General features: G+C 38.1%; 18 protein-coding genes and 2 pseudogenes. 16 read left to right on the plus strand and 4 right to left on the minus strand.

Annotated elements, in window-relative coordinates; genetic code table 11:
* The first annotated feature begins 9 nt into the window (after positions 1-9).
* The 3 genes from BK584_RS21565 (at position 10) to bioB (ending at position 3,454) form a co-directional block, all read left to right on the plus strand.
* Complete coding sequence (locus BK584_RS21565) at positions 10-474, plus strand: tripartite tricarboxylate transporter TctB family protein (protein ID WP_169871453.1); 465 nt, start codon at positions 10-12, stop codon at positions 472-474.
* A 4-nt stretch (positions 475-478) separates the two neighbouring features.
* Positions 479-1,987: a tripartite tricarboxylate transporter permease gene (locus BK584_RS21570; RefSeq protein ID WP_078394502.1), complete on the plus strand. Its 1,509-nt coding sequence runs from the start codon at positions 479-481 to the stop codon at positions 1,985-1,987.
* Between the two features lie 438 nt (positions 1,988-2,425).
* Complete coding sequence (bioB, locus tag BK584_RS21575) at positions 2,426-3,454, plus strand: biotin synthase BioB (protein WP_078394503.1); 1,029 nt, start codon at positions 2,426-2,428, stop codon at positions 3,452-3,454.
* 195 nt (positions 3,455-3,649) lie between these two features.
* On the opposite strand, the gene BK584_RS21580 is transcribed toward bioB, so the two are convergent.
* On the minus strand, positions 3,650-4,798 hold the full coding sequence (locus BK584_RS21580) for an MFS transporter (protein ID WP_078394504.1): 1,149 nt from the start codon (positions 4,796-4,798) through the stop codon (positions 3,650-3,652).
* A 97-nt stretch (positions 4,799-4,895) separates the two neighbouring features.
* Between BK584_RS21580 and yeiL the strand changes: the two genes are divergently transcribed.
* From yeiL to BK584_RS21610, 5 genes and pseudogenes are all read left to right on the plus strand, one after another.
* Positions 4,896-5,567 carry a transcriptional regulator YeiL gene (gene yeiL, locus BK584_RS21585; protein ID WP_078394505.1) on the plus strand — a complete coding sequence of 224 codons (672 nt, stop codon included), beginning with the start codon at positions 4,896-4,898 and terminating at the stop codon, positions 5,565-5,567.
* 193 nt (positions 5,568-5,760) lie between these two features.
* On the plus strand, positions 5,761-7,296 hold the full coding sequence (gene mqo, locus BK584_RS21590) for a malate dehydrogenase (quinone) (RefSeq protein ID WP_078394506.1): 1,536 nt from the start codon (positions 5,761-5,763) through the stop codon (positions 7,294-7,296).
* 211 nt (positions 7,297-7,507) lie between these two features.
* Positions 7,508-7,786, plus strand: coding sequence for an ArsR/SmtB family transcription factor (locus tag BK584_RS21595; protein ID WP_078394507.1), 279 nt, complete (start codon positions 7,508-7,510; stop codon positions 7,784-7,786).
* A gap of 74 nt (positions 7,787-7,860) precedes the next feature.
* Entirely contained in the window at positions 7,861-8,244 is a 384-nt protein-coding gene (locus BK584_RS21600) for a VOC family protein (RefSeq protein WP_078394508.1), read from the plus strand.
* Between the two features lie 624 nt (positions 8,245-8,868).
* Positions 8,869-9,389: pseudogene (locus BK584_RS21610) on the plus strand (CoA-transferase); the annotation flags it as partial.
* Between the two features lie 63 nt (positions 9,390-9,452).
* Here the strand turns inward: BK584_RS21610 and BK584_RS24300 are convergent.
* Positions 9,453-9,734, minus strand: coding sequence for a hypothetical protein (locus tag BK584_RS24300; RefSeq protein ID WP_139365731.1), 282 nt, complete (start codon positions 9,732-9,734; stop codon positions 9,453-9,455).
* 240 nt (positions 9,735-9,974) lie between these two features.
* On the opposite strand from BK584_RS24300, the gene BK584_RS21615 reads away from it, so the two are divergent.
* Positions 9,975-10,451: a DUF2975 domain-containing protein gene (locus BK584_RS21615; protein WP_078394510.1), complete on the plus strand. Its 477-nt coding sequence runs from the start codon at positions 9,975-9,977 to the stop codon at positions 10,449-10,451.
* 9 nt (positions 10,452-10,460) lie between these two features.
* Positions 10,461-10,676, plus strand: coding sequence for a helix-turn-helix domain-containing protein (locus BK584_RS21620; protein ID WP_078394511.1), 216 nt, complete (start codon positions 10,461-10,463; stop codon positions 10,674-10,676).
* 58 nt (positions 10,677-10,734) lie between these two features.
* On the opposite strand, the gene BK584_RS21625 is transcribed toward BK584_RS21620, so the two are convergent.
* On the minus strand, positions 10,735-11,529 hold the full coding sequence (locus BK584_RS21625) for an MFS transporter (protein ID WP_078394512.1): 795 nt from the start codon (positions 11,527-11,529) through the stop codon (positions 10,735-10,737).
* On the opposite strand from BK584_RS21625, the gene BK584_RS21630 reads away from it, so the two are divergent.
* The gene (locus tag BK584_RS21630) at positions 11,442-11,672 is read left to right on the plus strand and encodes a hypothetical protein (RefSeq protein WP_078394513.1); all 231 of its coding nucleotides are present in this window, start codon (positions 11,442-11,444) and stop codon (positions 11,670-11,672) included. The two genes, BK584_RS21625 and BK584_RS21630, sit on opposite strands and share 88 nt — an antisense overlap.
* Before the next feature lie 181 nt (positions 11,673-11,853).
* Here the strand turns inward: BK584_RS21630 and BK584_RS21635 are convergent, their stop codons facing one another.
* Entirely contained in the window at positions 11,854-12,384 is a 531-nt protein-coding gene (locus BK584_RS21635) for a TetR/AcrR family transcriptional regulator (protein ID WP_078394514.1), read from the minus strand.
* A gap of 349 nt (positions 12,385-12,733) precedes the next feature.
* On the opposite strand from BK584_RS21635, the pseudogene BK584_RS21640 reads away from it, so the two are divergent.
* From BK584_RS21640 to BK584_RS24305, 5 genes and pseudogenes are all read left to right on the plus strand, one after another.
* Positions 12,734-13,065, plus strand: a pseudogene (locus BK584_RS21640) (antibiotic biosynthesis monooxygenase family protein).
* Between the two features lie 104 nt (positions 13,066-13,169).
* Complete coding sequence (locus tag BK584_RS21645) at positions 13,170-13,520, plus strand: VOC family protein (RefSeq protein ID WP_078395803.1); 351 nt, start codon at positions 13,170-13,172, stop codon at positions 13,518-13,520.
* Positions 13,521-13,663: 143 nt separating this feature from the next.
* Positions 13,664-14,620 carry a proline dehydrogenase family protein gene (locus BK584_RS21650; protein ID WP_078394515.1) on the plus strand — a complete coding sequence of 319 codons (957 nt, stop codon included), beginning with the start codon at positions 13,664-13,666 and terminating at the stop codon, positions 14,618-14,620.
* 535 nt (positions 14,621-15,155) lie between these two features.
* Complete coding sequence (locus tag BK584_RS21655; protein ID WP_078394516.1) at positions 15,156-15,335, plus strand: hypothetical protein; 180 nt, start codon at positions 15,156-15,158, stop codon at positions 15,333-15,335.
* 399 nt (positions 15,336-15,734) lie between these two features.
* Entirely contained in the window at positions 15,735-16,016 is a 282-nt protein-coding gene (locus BK584_RS24305; RefSeq protein ID WP_139365732.1) for a hypothetical protein, read from the plus strand.
* Positions 16,017-16,183: the final 167 nt, after the last annotated feature.

The following is a 16,183-nucleotide window of genomic DNA, read 5'->3' on the forward strand; positions in this document are numbered from 1 at the left end:
GATGGAAGTATGCATGCCGTTCGGTTATCAATGCCGTTGTTTTTTATTGTGCTAAGCGTCGCATATGGCATTCTCATTTTACAGCTGCCACAAGCCACGCTTGGTGATGCAATGGCACCACTTTATTTTCCAGCTGCCATTTGTGTCGGGTTGTTGCTGTTTTCGATTATTGATTTGGTTCAAGTAATGAAGAAAAAGGAAAAAGCAGCGCCTGAAGATTTACTGTTGCTCGTTCGTAGATCGACCCTTACGACCATTGGTGTCATCGTGGTTCTGTGCATCATTTATACGCTATTGTTTGAATACGCCGGGTTTTTGTTATCTACAGTTACGTTTTTAGCCGCATTGCTTTTTTACTTAAATGGCAAAACAAAATGGCGAGTAAATATTCTTGTAACAGGCATCGTTTCTTTAAGCACCTGGTATATCTTTAGCCAATTGCTTGAAATTAGTTTGCCGGCGTTTGGAGGGTAAAAAAATGGAGTGGTCCATTGTGATAGACGGGTTTTTTACCGCACTTGAACCAATGAATGTGGTGTGGTTAATTTTTGGTGCCTTGCTTGGTACGATTGTTGGGATTTTACCTGGACTTGGTCCCGCAACTGGAGTAGCGGTTTTAATTCCGCTTACGTTTGGCATGAATCCCGTTAGTGCACTAATCCTTATGTCAGCGATCTATTATGGAGCTCTTTTTGGTGGGTCAAGAAGTTCAATCTTAATTAACACGCCAGGAGATGGCTCGTCGATTGCAGCCACATTTGATGGCTATCCGATGACGTTAAAAGGGCAAGCCGGACAAGCGATGTCAATCGCAGCGATGGCATCTTTATTTGGGGGAATCATGGCGATCTTTGGGTTTATCTTTCTTGCCATTCCTCTTGCACAATTTGCGTTGAATTTTGGACCGGCCGAGTATTTCATGCTTTTCTTATTTACGTTATCGGCAGTGGTGGCCCTCTCAACAGGGAAAATGATTAAAGGATTTGTTGCGATGTTTGTTGGGCTTGCGATCAGCACAGTAGGTATCGACTTGCAATCTGGTGTGCATCGCTTCACATTTGGTGTGCCTCATTTTACAGATGGTATTAATTTTATCGTGATCATTATTGGGATTTATGCATTAGGAGAAGTCTTATACAATATGTTTCCGAAGAAAACCGATCAGCAGCCAAAAAACCAAACGATCGGCAGTAAATGGTTTACGAAAGAACAATGGAAACGGTCGCTTGGTCCTATTTTCCGCAGCGGTCCACTTGGCTTCTTCCTTGGTGTATTGCCTGGTTCTGGAGGGACGATCTCGTCCTTACTTGCGTACAGCACAGAAAAACAATTATCTAAGCGAAAAGACGAGTTCGGCAAAGGTGCAGTCGAAGGCCTCGTTGCCCCGGAATCTGCCAATAGTTCAGCGGCAGTCGGTTCACTAATTCCGATGCTGACGATGGGCATCCCAGGTTCTGGAACAACTGCGGTTATGCTCGGGGCTCTAGTTATGATTGGTATCACGCCAGGACCGCTTTTGTTTGAAAACAGTCCAGATCTTGTCTGGACACTAATTAATAGTATGTTTATCGGAAACTTGATTCTCGTTATCATCAACATTTTAATGGTTGGCCTCTTAATTAAAGTATTGCGCACGCCTGCTAATGTTCTCTATCCAATCGTGCTTGTGCTATCTTTTATTGGCGCTTATACGCTTGGCTATAGCACAATTGATTTTTATTTGCTTATTGCAGCGGGGTTGCTAGGCTTGCTCATGCGGGTGCTAGACTATCCAGTCGCACCGTTAATTTTGGCGTTAATTATCGGCGGTGAAATGGAACAAAACATACGGCGGGCATCAATTATTTACGAAAGCCCGCAAGCGATTTTCTTTGCATCGCCAATTGCGACGACATTGTTTGGTTTAACACTACTCTCTCTTTGTTATCCATTGTTTGTAAAACTGTTCAAACGAAAAACAAGGAAAGGAACAGGCGCATCGATGTGAACGATACAGGGAAACAAAAAGCGCTGCTCTGCAGCGTTTTTTGTTTAGTGAGAGAAAAAAGGCTTGAGTAATAACTGGAGAAATGAGTTGCCAGCAAAAATACAGCTTCTTTGGAGAATAATACGCTTATCGATACGTAAACATTAGAGTCATTTTATTGTAAAGTACATGCGACTATTGACAGAATGTATGAAGAATCATACGATATTGTTAACTTAATTTATATTTAGGTTGACAATAGAGGTCAATAGTAGCCGCATGTAATGAATGAAAGCAATCGTTATAGCGTTTAGAACGGATCTAATGATAGATTTATTTTTTATAATTATATGAAGAGTATTGGAAGGTGCGTACAACGCATAGAGTTGCAGATAGAACAACGTTCAAAAAGTGGTCCGCTGCTATATTGACACACATATCAATCAATGGGGGTAGGGAATGAACCAGTGGATGGAACTAGCATACCGAGTATTAGATGGAGAAGAGGTAACCAACCAAGAGGCTTTGTCGATTTTAAAGTGTCCAGATGATGATGTTTTATTACTTATGCATGCAACTTTTCAAATTAGAAAGTTTTATTACGGAAAAAAAGTAAAACTTAATATGATTATGAATGCAAAATCTGGTTTGTGCCCAGAGAATTGCGGCTATTGTTCTCAATCAGCCATTTCAAAAGCAGCGATTGACTCCTACAGATTTGTTACTAAGGATACGATTCTTGCAGGAGCAAAGCGAGCGCATGAATTAAATATAGGAACTTACTGTATTGTTGCTAGTGGAAGAGGTCCATCCAACAGAGAAGTGGATCAAGTCGTTGACGCAGTAACAGAGATTAAGCACAGATATGGATTAAAAATATGTGCATGTCTTGGACTTTTAAAGCCCGGGCAAGCAGAACGGCTAAAAGAAGCCGGGGTAAATCGTTATAATCATAATATTAATACTTCAAAAAATAACCATCCAAACATAACGACTTCACATACATACGCTGATCGAGTTAATACGGTGGAAGTTGCGAAAAAAACCGGAATGTCTCCATGTTCAGGTGTTATTGTAGGGATGAAAGAAACCATGCAAGATGTGGTTGATATGGCAAACAGTTTAAGGATACTTGATGCAGATTCAATACCAGTAAATTTTTTACATGCTATTGATGGCACACCATTAGAAAACGTAAAAGAATTAAATCCGCTTTACTGCTTAAAAATCCTAGCTTTATTTCGTTTCATCAATCCAACAAAAGAAATCCGAATTTCAGGTGGACGCGAGGTGAATCTTCGTTCATTACAGCCACTCGGCTTATATGCTGCTAATTCAATCTTTGTCGGGGACTATTTAACAACGTCAGGTCAAAAAGAAACAGAGGATCACAAAATGTTGCTTGACTTAGGGTTTGAAGTTGAGTCGGTGGAAGAAATGAAGGCTAGTTTGGTCCATGATGAAAACAAGTTGAAGTATAACTCATGACACTTAAACTGTACACGTCCGTTTTCATCCACGGTGTTTTTAAGAAATCTTATTTTTTTATGATAAATTGTGCTTTGTTACTTACTATATAGGAGAAATATCCAGTAGGGGACAAGGGGAGGACGATCCGGTATACACCGGATCGTGCCTCTTTTATATGAACCTTTTTTGTAAGGCACGATACTATGGGAGCTCCTAGTGGGCTTTTTTTCGATAAACTAGTCCAAGAATCATCGCTGGTACGGTACAAACAATCATTCCGAGAAAAGCATACGCTGGTTTGATATCAAACAGAAAGCCACCATATAACGTAAAAATCGCCGTGCTCCAACTTAGGGCGACCGCAGAATAGAGCCCTTGTACTTTTGGAATCTCGTTTTGCGGGATGTTTTGAATTAAGTATTTCATAAAAGCATAATGAGCCATCGCAAATGAAAAGGCGTGCAACGTTTGGGCAATGGAAAACATAATTATATTTGGAAAGGCAAAAACGAGTAGCCAGCGAATCGTTGCGCCAAGTCCTGCCAGTGCGAGTAAAGAACCGATTGAGAAGCGTCGAAAGGTTCGATCTGCTAAGGTAAAAAAAACAATTTCCGCAAGTACGGCAATATTTAAGATGACGCCAATCACATAATAGGGTGTTTCAATCGTTTTGAGATAAAGGTATCCATAATTGTAATAAGATGCGTGTCCTGCTTGGAGCAAAATAACAATGAGTAAAACGAGCCAAAAATGTTTTCGCTGAAACAATTTCGATAAACCAACCGCTTTTGTTTGTTGCACCTGTGGTTTTGCCGATAAAATAGCCGGTGCAGGTCTGAAGCCTAAGTAGACGAGGACGGCTACGCCGAGTATGAGCGCCAGTAATATGATGTGATCACCAAAGAGCGCAATGAAAACGGATAAAACGACTCCGGCAAAGACAAATCCAATGGAGCCCCATTGACGGCTCTTTCCGTAATGCAGTAATTGTTTATGTTGGACGAGCATACCTGCAGCACTTTCTAAAATAGGCATTAAGGCTGGATAAAGCAAGTGAAAGAAAATCGTGACGATCAGCAAGCTTGTAAAAGATTGAGAGGGGATATAGAGAAGCAGGGCAATGAATGTCCCGATACTCGCTCCATTTATTAGCATTTTGCTGCTAACCTTGCCTGATAAATAAGGGAAGGCGAATAAAGTAGAAAGTCCTCTTGCAACTAAACCTAGGCTCATAATGAGACTTGCTTCTGTTACCGTAAGCCCCTTTGCATAAACCATCCATCCTGTCCAATAAGGCAGAAAGATTCCCCACGTTAAAAAGAAGCTAAAATAGCGAGTACTCATCCAGCGATGTGTGTTCATTGTGTTTCCTCCAATTGTGTCCTCTGTTCGTATGATTCGCATGATATCATGGAAAGAATAAGGATACTATGAGATATCGCATATATTGAGGTGAAAGATGTACGCTTATACAGGTGAGAAGAAGCAGTTCTATATGAATATGCATTCGATTGCTCATCCATTTTCGTTTCCTGTGGAAACGTTTATGGAAGTGTTCGAATATCAACGCAATGAATGGATCATTAATGAAGGAAAGAAACCAAGTCACCTTTTTTATGTGGTGGAAGGTAAGGCAAAAATCTATACAACACATCAAAATGGCAAGGTATCTTTAATCAATTTTATTAAGCCAAAAGATTTCATTGGGGAAATGGAACTCATTGATGAAGGTTATTATTCTAAAGGCATTCAAGCTGCAACCAAGATCGTTTGTTTTGCGATCCCCTTTCAGCAATGTCGCACACAATTATTAGGGGATGCTCTATTTCTCCGTGAATTAACAAAATTTCTAAGTGTAAAAGCAACGTTTATGGCTAAAAAATATGCGCAAAGTCTCGCTTTTCCACTTGAAAACCGACTTGCCTATTTTATCTTGGAACTTTCTGATGAAGGAATCTATCAGGAAAAGCATGTAACAGTGTGTGATTATTTAGGCGTATCATACCGCCACCTTCTTCATGTTCTTAATCAATTTTGTCAAAAGGGTTATTTGAAAAAGAAGGGTCGAGATTATGTGGTGAGCGACAAGCAGTCTCTCGAACAACTTGCTATGGTATTAATAAATAAATAAATAAATAGGCGCAGATGCCCCCATTCTTACGTACAAATGGGAAGAGGCATCTGTGTAAATCATTCAGAATCGCAAGTGATATTTAAAATGTCTTGCAATAGTGCTACAATATAAAAAGGAATAAATCCACAATGGTGTGGCATGCTATGTGTTCACATTGTTTGCGAATATTAACATATAAGGACGGATAAGGATGACTGACAAACAAAGTACAACAGACGTTTTATTAATCGGTGCTGGAGTCATGAGTTCGACTTTAGGTGTACTTCTGAAAGAATTAGCACCAGATTGGAAGATCCAAGTATTCGAAAAGCTTGCAAATGCAGGGGAAGAAAGCTCGAATGAATGGAACAATGCGGGTACAGGACATGCGGCACTGTGTGAGCTTAATTACACGAATGTAAAGCCGGATGGAACGGTCGACATTAGCAAAGCGATTAAGATTAATGAACAGTTTCAAACATCGATGCAATTCTGGTCTTACCTTGTTACCCGTAACTTAATTCAACAACCGCAGGAATTTATTAGAGCATTGCCGCATATGAGCGTTGTCCAAGGCGAAAGTAATGTAGAATTTTTGAAAAAACGTTTTAAAGCGCTTTCTTCTAATCCGCTATTTAAAGGGATGGAATTTGCAGACGACCCAGAAAAATTAATGGAATGGATTCCACTTATGATGAAAGACCGCTCATCAGACGAACCGATAGCGGCAACAAAAATAGACACAGGAACAGATGTAAATTTTGGTGCACTAACACATAAAATGTTTGACCATTTAGAAGAAGAAAACGTCGAGATTCATTACAACCATAGTGTAACCGATATTACACGCGGAAGCAACGGACGTTGGGACGTCAAAATACGTAATCTTGAAAGCGGTACAATTGAAACGCATACTGCAAAATTTGTCTTTATTGGTGGTGGCGGAGGTAGTCTGCATTTATTACAGAAATCTGGGATTCCTGAAAGCAAACATATTGGTGGTTTCCCGGTAAGTGGAATCTTTATGACATGTAATAACCCAGCGATTGTGGAGCAACATCATGCGAAAGTTTACGGAAAAGCAAAAGTGGGCGCCCCACCGATGTCTGTGCCCCATTTAGATACAAGATTCATCGATAATGAAAAGAAATTGCTGTTTGGACCGTTTGCTGGCTTTTCACCAAAATTTTTAAAGTACGGTTCTGTACTTGATTTATTTACATCTGTGAAAGCCAATAACCTCTTTACGATGCTCGCTGCCGGAGCAAAAAATATGGGGTTAACGAAATACTTAATTCAACAAGTACTGTTATCAAAAGAACAACGGATGAACGAGTTACGCGAGTTTATCCCAAACGCTAAAAGCGAAGATTGGGACTTAGTTGTCGCTGGTCAGCGTGTTCAAGTCATTCGTGATACAGAAGCAGGTGGAAAAGGAACACTTCAATTTGGCACAGAAGTGATTAGTGCAAGAGACGGCTCCCTTGCCGCACTGCTTGGGGCTTCCCCAGGGGCTTCAACGGCTGTCCATGTCATGCTTGAAGTACTAGAAAGATGTTTTCCAAAACAGATGCCAGAGTGGGAAGCAAAAATCAAGGAAATGGTGCCTTCTTTTAGAATGTCACTAGCAGAGAAGCCGTTGCTTCTAAATGAGGTTCATGCATCAACAGCGAAAGCGTTGGAATTACATGTAGATGATAACCAGACAAAAGTGAAAACGGAATCGGATTTTTTAAAGCAAGCGTAAGAAGTTGAAAATAGAAGTGTTAAAGGAAGGCTGCTCTTAGCATGTTAAGAGCAGTCTTTTTTTGTAGCTAAAAAAACGCAAGGCATTGGGTTGGTTTAGGGTGAACTTGAAGGGTCAAAGCAAAGAACAAAATAAGAAGTAAGCATTTATAATTAACCATCACGCAACCATATAGTTGACAAGCAACTATATGGTTGCGTATACTCAATAGATGACTTGGGATAGAGATGCACTATTTAAAGCACTTAGCGACTCGACACGAAGGCTAATTATAGACGAACTTTCCGAACGTAACGAGCAAACGTTGTTTGAACTTACGGTACGTCTTATTACGAATCACGACCTCTCCATTTCGCGACAGGCGATTGCTAAACATCTTTCTGTATTGGAAGATGCAGGGCTCGTGCAATCAAAACGAAAAGGTAAATATCGAGTACTTCTATTTAACAACGAACCACTAAAAAATTTGTTAGAAGGTTGGGTAGAATAAATAACCTAATAATGGATTGCATTCAGTTTAGGGCAGAGCCCCATAGATTCACCGATAAAAGGAGATAAAAGATAATGAAAATTATTGTTACTAGTATTTTCGTAGAAGATCAAGAAAAGGCGCTAGCATTTTATACAGAAACATTAGGGTTTATAAAAAAACATGACGTCCCGACAGGGGAATTTAGATGGATTGCGCTTGTTTCTCCCGAGGATCAAAAAGGTACTGAGCTACTGCTTGAACCGAATAATCATCCAGCCGCAAAAGAGTATCAACAGAAGTTATTTGCTGAAGGCGTACCAGTCACAATGTTTGGGATTGCGGATATTCACGCAGAGTACAAGCGTTTAATGGAAAGAGGCGTGACGTTTACGATGGAACCAACAAAAATGGGTGATCAAACAATAGCTGTTTTTGATGATACTTGTGGCAATTTCATTCAGATGATTCAGGAGTAGGTAAACAAAGCAATGCTTACAAACAGGGCTTTAAACATTCTAACCATAGCTCTACTCATTCAGGGCGAGTTGAATAAATGAGCGACAAACAAAAGCGTCCCGGCGAATCTGGGACGCTTTTGTTGTGCCAGAAATAAACGCCAGTTGTAGGTAGAAACAGTTCCTATTACACAATATTAGGGAATTTCAAAGGAAGTGTCTCTTATTCCTACAAACATCTGTTATGATACGTATACAGCTATTATGAAATGGAGCTATTTGATCATTTTAGAGCATATGTATACAACTATAGGTTTCAAGGAATAGTCGATTTTCTGCTAAGAAACTGTACATAATAAAGGACCTTTGGTTTTCGTTACGTTTATTAAGAGAGGACAGATTCATATGTATGTAGGAGCTGTCATTTTTGCCTTAATAGGCATGGTTGCCGCTGTTGTTCACATATTCACTAATTTTTTTCGTAGTCAGAACGACATGGCTTGGTTTTTATACAGCCTATCTCAAATATTGATGTGGGTTTCACTCTTTTTCTTATTAAGTAAAGCTGGTTCGTTAAGAAGAGAAGGTTAATCAAGCATCTGCTTGTTTTGAAAAATGGTGATCATACCTTGCTTTATATTCGGAAAATCTGAAAACGGGTTACTTGGAATTGGGGCATATCCAAGTGAGGAAGCAGTTGACCCAGATTTAATTAATGCTGGGAAAGAAACAGTGACTGCTAAAGAAGGTGCTTCCTACTTCGACAGTGCTGAATCGTTTGCGATGATTCGTGGTGGTCATATTGATCTGGCTATCCTTGGTGGAATGGAAGTATCAGAATCAGGCGATCTTGCTAGCTGGATGATTCTAGGAAAATGGTAAAAGGAATGGGTGGTGCAATGGACTTGGTCCAAGGGGCAAAGAAGATTGTCGTCATTATGGACCATACAAACAAGTACGGTGAGTCAAAAGTGAAGCGCAGTTGTACACTACCTTTAACCGGAAAGGCGGTCGTTCATCGGTTAATTACGGATTTAGCTGTCTTTGCATTTAACAATGGGGAAATGACGCTACTAGAGCTTCAAGAAGGTGTGGCACTTGCAGAAGTAAAAGAAAAGACAGAGGCGTGTTTTACAGTAAGCGCTACGTTTGAATGTAATACTTGATGAGGTCTATAAAAAAGAGTGCTACACACTGTGGCACTCTTTTTCTAACCGGAGTATCATGGTTCAATCGTTTTCTGAAAATCCAACTCGATCTTTGTCTGCTTTATATGAAATAAAATATTTAGTTCCAACTTCAATAAGGTTAAATACATTTTTATCGACTGCTAGTATGTATGTTTCTTCACCTTGATTTTTTGCTTTCATGTAATATTGACCATCTTTCTCTAAACGCTCAGTCACATCTACGATTGCGGCTCCACTCCTATCATAATGACAAGCAACTAGCATGAGTATAGATGAAGATAATACTAAGGGTTTAAATACATCCGATTTCTCCCCCGCCAATTCTAAAGACTACGATCAACTAGTATCAACGAGGTTTTCCTTAATTAAGGATAGCCTTATTGTTGTGTCGTTCACCTAAATGATTGAATGTATAAATCATTCAACGGGTAGGTAATTAAATTATCTTAGTGAATATTTTCAATATCAATAAAAACATTCTCTTATTCAACAAAAATTTATTGAAAAGCAATAAATTTGATGTTAAATTTAAAAGGATAATAAATAAGTGAGGTGCTTTTTATGAAACGAGGATCAACATGGTTTTTAAGAATGGCGGTTTTTCTTATTGGGACGCCAGTTCTTATCTTGGCTTTATTTGGCTTGTATTGGTTAGCAAATAATCCAGTAAGTCCTGATTACGACCAGCTCTTATATCCCATTTTAGTAGGTATGTATGTAACAGTGATACCGTTTATCGTTGCATTGTATCAGGCTTTTAAACTCTTAACGTATATTGATAAGAACCAATCTTTCTCAGAATTGACGGTTAAATCCCTTAAGAACATCAAATTCTGTGGCCTGATTATCAGTGGATTGTATGTTGGAATGATGCCATTTGTTTATCTCGTAGCAGAACTAGATGATGCCCCAGGACTAATTGTAGTTGGTATGGTTCTTGCCTTTGCTTCAATCGTGATTGCAGTTTTTGCAGCTGTTCTTCAAAGGCTTTTACAAGAAGCGATTGATATCAAATCGGAAAATGACTTAGTAGTCTGAGGTGAAACAATGGCAATTAGAATAAATATTGATGTGGTGATGGCTAAAAGGAAAATGAGCGTAACAGAGCTCTCTGAAAGGGTGGGAATAACAATGGCTAACCTATCTATATTAAAAAATGGAAAGGCAAAAGCGATTCGTTTTTCAACTTTAGAAGCCATTTGTAAGGCATTAGAGTGTCAACCTGGAGACATTTTAGAATACAAAAGTGAAGAAGATGTTTAAAGACTTGGAAGATCACCCATGATGCAATTTTTAAAGAGTGCTATAGTGAAAAGCACTCTTATAAAGCTTTCTTTTTATCAGTCGGAACAAAGAAACCTATCAGCCCTAATCCTGCAAACAATACAAAACTAAATGGATATGTGGTCAGCTCGATCGTTTTTCCCGCAAAGAAAGAGCCTACTGATTGGCCAATTCCTAGAGCTAGGAAAGACAAGCTAACGCCTAAGGCTGGTAAGGTGTTAAAAATCCTTGTACCCCAAACAATAAATAATCCAGTAAGGAAGATATACGTACTTCCAAATAACGCTGCGGAAATATAGACAGTCAAATGAGATGATACTGTTAAAATGGATAGGACCATTAAAAACAGAAGCAGTCGATAAGACCATGTTAATCCGATTTTCTGAATAAAGCCTCCTGCTACTCCACCTAACACACCCGCTATTCCCATAATAATCCAAAATACAACACTTTCAGTTGTAGTCATCGTATAGACTGTCGTTAGATAACTCCTTGAAAAAGTCCAGTAAATGGAAGAACTCATGCCAATTATAAATGAAGCGATAAGTAAGAACTTTGCTTTTGTTATAATGGATAGCCAATGAAGCTTTTGATCTAAAACGTGTTTTTGTTTATTGGAAGATGGAATGGAATAATAATTCCAAATCAATACAATCACCGCTATAATGGCAAAGAAAAGATAGGATAGTCTCCAATGTTCTGTAAAGAGTAATACAACGGGTCCCGTTAAAATGATCCCAAAACTTGTTCCACTATTTATCCATGTATTTCCTTGATCAACGTCTTTTTTTGTTAACGTATGTTTTGCTATTTGTAACGATGATCGCTGGATTAACCGCCGTTGTTGGGATGATAGGCATCGCTACTGCACAATCATTTTCCCACTTAGTCGTTAGCATCTTTATCGCAGGTGTTGGTAGCGGGCGACCTAACCTCTTAATTAAGAATGAGGAAAGAAGCAAAGCGATTGAATAAGAGACAAAAGCGGTAGAACCTACAAAAACTCAAACGAGCAAGGGCATAGGTAACGGCAATCATCGCCAGACCTGGTAATACGATTTTCCACATGTCAAATTCACCTCGTATATAAACTGTTTTCAATTAATTGATAGATATAACGATCAATCTATTTTGTGGAAAAAGGAGCATAAACTCCTTACGAAGAAAATAATTCTTTGACGGAATACGTTAACTCTTCGGCTATTGTCTCTACGTGAAACACTTCAGCCAACGCGGTAGCTCCTTCAAATAAAAGAACTAATCGAATCGCTTCTTTTTCATCCAACCCTTTCTCCTGAAAGAATGTTAATAAGCGATTTTTATGTTGTTGGGCGAAATCAACAATTTCACTATTATACGATTGATTTACAGAATATTCTTCCCTAGCTTTTAAAAACATGCAGCCACTTGAATTATAGGAGCGTATCCAGTTCATGTGAGATTCTGCTAACGCTAATGCAGAAGATTTCTTATCGCCTATCGAACGATCTAATGAATGGAGATACCTTTCTTCTCTTCTTCTTAATACTTCTAAAATAAGCGCTTCTTTTGAAGCAAAATGATTGTAAAGTGTCATCAGAGCAACACCCGATTCATTAATAATCTGCTTCAGGCCGATCGTATGAAACCCATGTTTATCAAATAATCGCTCTGATTGCTCAAGTAGTTGCTCACGTTTTTTACTCATAAATAAACACATCCTTTAGATATAACGATCACTCTAAAATGATAATATAGTATCAATCGATAATCAACTCTTTAAACGGTTAGCTGTTAGTTCCTAGTTTCCAGCTACCTTGGGGGAACCGAAGATTCAATTTCAAATCGCCACCTTCATTATGAGAAAACGCAATGAAGAAAGTTAGCATCTTAAAAAGGAATGTCTGTGAGTTTGTCGAATGTTAGCTTAAGCACAGTAAGGGAGTTGATGCCTGTATGAACAGAATGAACTTCATTACTTCGGGTAGATATGGTGATTCGATTATTAGTATGACTGGGAAGAGGCATAGGGCTCAAGTTTGGCAGAAGGAGCGTGGTTGGAGTTAAGTAACTTAGCAAATACATATAAATTACCCTATTATGCAGTTGTCTTTGTTTCAGAGCGAACGAAAGGTGACAAGGGGTATGGGGTAATGGCAAAAAAATGGTCGAATTAGCGAGTAGACAAGAAGGATATTTAGGTATTGAGAATGCAAGAGATTCAGATTTGGGCATTACCGTTTCTTACTGGAAAACCCTCGACGATATTACTGCTTGGAAAACAAATGTAGCTCACCAAATCGCTCAAGAACGTGGAAAAAAAGAATGGTATAGTCGTTTCGCAGTACGTGTATGTAAAGTAGAGCGTGATTATCTATTTGAAATGTAAGATAAGGAGACAACATAAAGAGTTTCATCATTATAATGAACGAATTTATTTATTGTCAGTAAATATGGATGAAAGGACGTATGGACATGAGTGAGGAACAAATTATGAATCCAATTTTAAATCAAATTGGTACGATATTTATTCCTGTAAGCAACATCGAAGAAGCTCGTAATTGGTATTGTGACCTACTAGGTCTCCCGTCAGATGGTGAAATCTTACATGGGCATTTGTATATCTTACCTATGAATGGAACGGGAATTGTATTAGACAGTAAAATTTATTCAGAGAACACTATTTTTAAGGTTCCACTTTTTCATTTGAACACAAACAATATAGAACAAGCATTTGAGTATATGAAAAGTAAGAATGTTGAGTTAACGACAGATATTCAGCATAACCATTGGTTTAATTTTAAAGACCTTGATGGAAATCATTTAATGATGTGTAAATGTTAACGTTGTTGAAGTAGGAGGTCTTACTTCTAAAGAAAGTGTAAGCTTCTTGTATAGCCAGGTTATAATCCTTATCGTTACTCAAAAGGGATATTCAATCGTTGTTCTATTCTTTTTCGTCATTGAAAAGGGGGGAGTTAAATCATATGGTTTATGAAATGGAACGCTTTTCTAATGCATTAAAGTCCGTTGCCAGAAATCAAGATATTAAAAAGTATATTCAGCAATCAGAGGTACTTTTTCCTCTATTTATGGCGGGTGTAAAACGATTTGTTGCGGGAGAAACTCGGCAAGAAGGTTTAGAACGAGCAAAGAAATATATTCAAAATGGACATCGGGTTTCGCTTGAATTTATAGGTGAGAACACAACATCTAGGATGGGGAGTATCGATGCGAAAAATGAATTTTTAGCATTAATAGATGACCTATCACAACAATTAATAAAAGCGACGGTTTCCTTTGACCTTTCCCATATTGGGATGATGGTATCAGATAAACTTGCTCTAACTCATTTAAAAGAGTTAGCTACTGCTGCATATCCTACTGATATTCAGCTGATGATTAGCATGGAGGAGTCAGAAAAAACAGACCGAATCCTATCTATTTATAAAGAGGTTTCAGCGGAATTTGAAAATTTGGGAATTACATTACAAGTCCATTTAAAACGATCTGCTGATGATTTAAACCAACTCCTACAAACACAAGGACGAATTAGGCTAGTGAAGGGTGCTTATCAAGAGCCAGAAGGTACATATATTCCAAGATCTAATGAATTAAACGAACGTTATATTGATTTTGCAAAAAAGTGTATTTCTAATAACCACTTATTATCTATCGCTAGTCATGACCAGAGTTTACTAAATGAATTAGAGTCAACTGGTATACTATCCCATTCATTAGTTGAAGTAGAAATGTTAGATGGTGTAGGTAGCAATGATCTTCAAAAACTAATTGCTAAACAGGTAAATACAAAAGTGTATATTACGTATGGTACGGAGTGGTATCTGTATTTAGCTCACCGAATTGCTGAGTATCCTCCAAATATCTATACATTTGTTTCTGATATTGTTGAGGAAAGTTTCGTGAATTCGACTAATAAGTGAAAGTAAGGTTCTTTTGACCACTTGAAAATTGAACATTTATTCCATTTTGATAATAAGCAGGCGGAAAATCATCTTCTTCTCTGTAGGTATATTCTCCATATACTTTTTCAAAATCATCTATGGAGTCTCCGATCTTAGCAGTTTTTTACTGCAACCACCTAGTAACAAAAGCTTTGCAAATACAATTAGATACAAATCATTCTTCATTGAGAGCCCTCACTATCTGGGGAATTATGGGCGTATCCCATTTTAATGGTACCATGATTCTCTCTTTAGAAGGAAGTTACTAGGCAGATAAAAAAAGAACAAGAAGGTAGCATGATAGACATCCTTCTTGGTTGATTCATGCCTCTTTGTCTTCTTCTATTTCTTCTAACTACTTTTAAGGAAGGTGGATTAAAGCGAAGAGTAAAAATAGGCATCTATTTTTATCTGGCCTTTTTGTGAATAAAAGGGAAATGAACATATATGTAGAATTTCTTTGATAAAATGGGTGTTTTTATTTTTATAATGGGTAAACCAAGGAGATTTTTGGATGGGGATTTATATAAATAGAAACAAGGAGCTAAAATGGATGAATAGCGATTTTGGTAAATACGATGTACCACGTACGCTGCAAAAATTAATTGATTTAGAATCGGTTCTTGGTGACTCTGAATCGTTTTACCATGGGTTTTCTTTTTATCTTTCCTTTGATGCATTGCAGATATTTTAATACACCAAGTGATGTAATTGTATTTGGTCATATAGGTATAGACGGAATTCATTATGGGTTCCTGACAGATTATAGTTCTGTTACGGACCTTGAGGAAGCGCCTATCGTTTGCGTTTCTCCAATGGATTTTGATTGTCCAACCCGCATCGTCGCAAGAAATCTACGTGAATTAATTTAAATGACAGTGAACTATTTTATAATCAGTTTGTGAGTGAAACGAGTTATTTAGAAGCCAAAGATCGATGGGAGAAAGAGGCGGCTAACTCCCCATACCAATTATCTGAAAAGGAAAAATTGGTTCAGGAGAGAGGCAAAAGTTTTTTAATAGAAAATCTTCAAATAGCTATTATTGACCATCCTTATCGTTACCTTCTAGAAATAAATTTGGAGCGAAAAAGAATGGTGAGCATCGAAACACAGGATGGACTGGGTATTACGACTCCACTTCTTCAACATGAAAAGCACATTTCATTCCCAGTACACAAAGACACAGACCCTGATATGAAGTTGTTGCAAGACTACCTTGATTCTGCACCAGTTGCCTCGCGACTTGCGCTGTTTAGGGACATTCAACTTAATTTTGTGTTGGAAAACTGCAAAGAACTGTACAAAATAGTAATTGATGCAATGAGTAAAATGGACCTTATGGATGAAGCGAACCGGTTATCTGTACACAATTAAACATAAAAGAGAAAGATAATTATTTCTCTTTACTTGTCGTTATTTATTTTTGAAAAAACAATCTGATTCCAAATGCTAATAAGACGGTACCCATAATGCCTGAATTTCTTTAAAACATCTTTTTATCCTAGTACTATGGCAGCTGAATTATCACCAGAGCGCATCAT

This window comes from Shouchella patagoniensis (genome assembly GCF_002019705.1).
GTDB lineage: Bacteria > Bacillota > Bacilli > Bacillales > Bacillaceae_D > Shouchella > Shouchella patagoniensis.

What these genes read in the sequence shown, in the direction of transcription:
- BK584_RS21565 (WP_169871453.1), top strand. Translation starts at nt 10, where the DNA reads ATGCATGCCGTTCGGTTATCAATGCCGTTGTTTTTTATTGTGCTAAGC.
- BK584_RS21570 (WP_078394502.1), top strand. Translation starts at nt 479, where the DNA reads ATGGAGTGGTCCATTGTGATAGACGGGTTTTTTACCGCACTTGAACCA.
- bioB (WP_078394503.1), top strand. Translation starts at nt 2,426, where the DNA reads ATGAACCAGTGGATGGAACTAGCATACCGAGTATTAGATGGAGAAGAG.
- BK584_RS21580 (WP_078394504.1), bottom strand. Translation starts at nt 4,798, where the DNA reads ATGAACACACATCGCTGGATGAGTACTCGCTATTTTAGCTTCTTTTTA.
- yeiL (WP_078394505.1), top strand. Translation starts at nt 4,896, where the DNA reads ATGTACGCTTATACAGGTGAGAAGAAGCAGTTCTATATGAATATGCAT.
- mqo (WP_078394506.1), top strand. Translation starts at nt 5,761, where the DNA reads ATGACTGACAAACAAAGTACAACAGACGTTTTATTAATCGGTGCTGGA.
- BK584_RS21595 (WP_078394507.1), top strand. Translation starts at nt 7,508, where the DNA reads ATGACTTGGGATAGAGATGCACTATTTAAAGCACTTAGCGACTCGACA.
- BK584_RS21600 (WP_078394508.1), top strand. Translation starts at nt 7,861, where the DNA reads ATGAAAATTATTGTTACTAGTATTTTCGTAGAAGATCAAGAAAAGGCG.
- BK584_RS21615 (WP_078394510.1), top strand. Translation starts at nt 9,975, where the DNA reads ATGAAACGAGGATCAACATGGTTTTTAAGAATGGCGGTTTTTCTTATT.
- BK584_RS21620 (WP_078394511.1), top strand. Translation starts at nt 10,461, where the DNA reads ATGGCAATTAGAATAAATATTGATGTGGTGATGGCTAAAAGGAAAATG.
- BK584_RS21635 (WP_078394514.1), bottom strand. Translation starts at nt 12,384, where the DNA reads ATGAGTAAAAAACGTGAGCAACTACTTGAGCAATCAGAGCGATTATTT.
- BK584_RS21645 (WP_078395803.1), top strand. Translation starts at nt 13,170, where the DNA reads ATGAATCCAATTTTAAATCAAATTGGTACGATATTTATTCCTGTAAGC.
- BK584_RS21650 (WP_078394515.1), top strand. Translation starts at nt 13,664, where the DNA reads ATGGTTTATGAAATGGAACGCTTTTCTAATGCATTAAAGTCCGTTGCC.
- BK584_RS21655 (WP_078394516.1), top strand. Translation starts at nt 15,156, where the DNA reads ATGGGGATTTATATAAATAGAAACAAGGAGCTAAAATGGATGAATAGC.
- BK584_RS24305 (WP_139365732.1), top strand. Translation starts at nt 15,735, where the DNA reads ATGGTGAGCATCGAAACACAGGATGGACTGGGTATTACGACTCCACTT.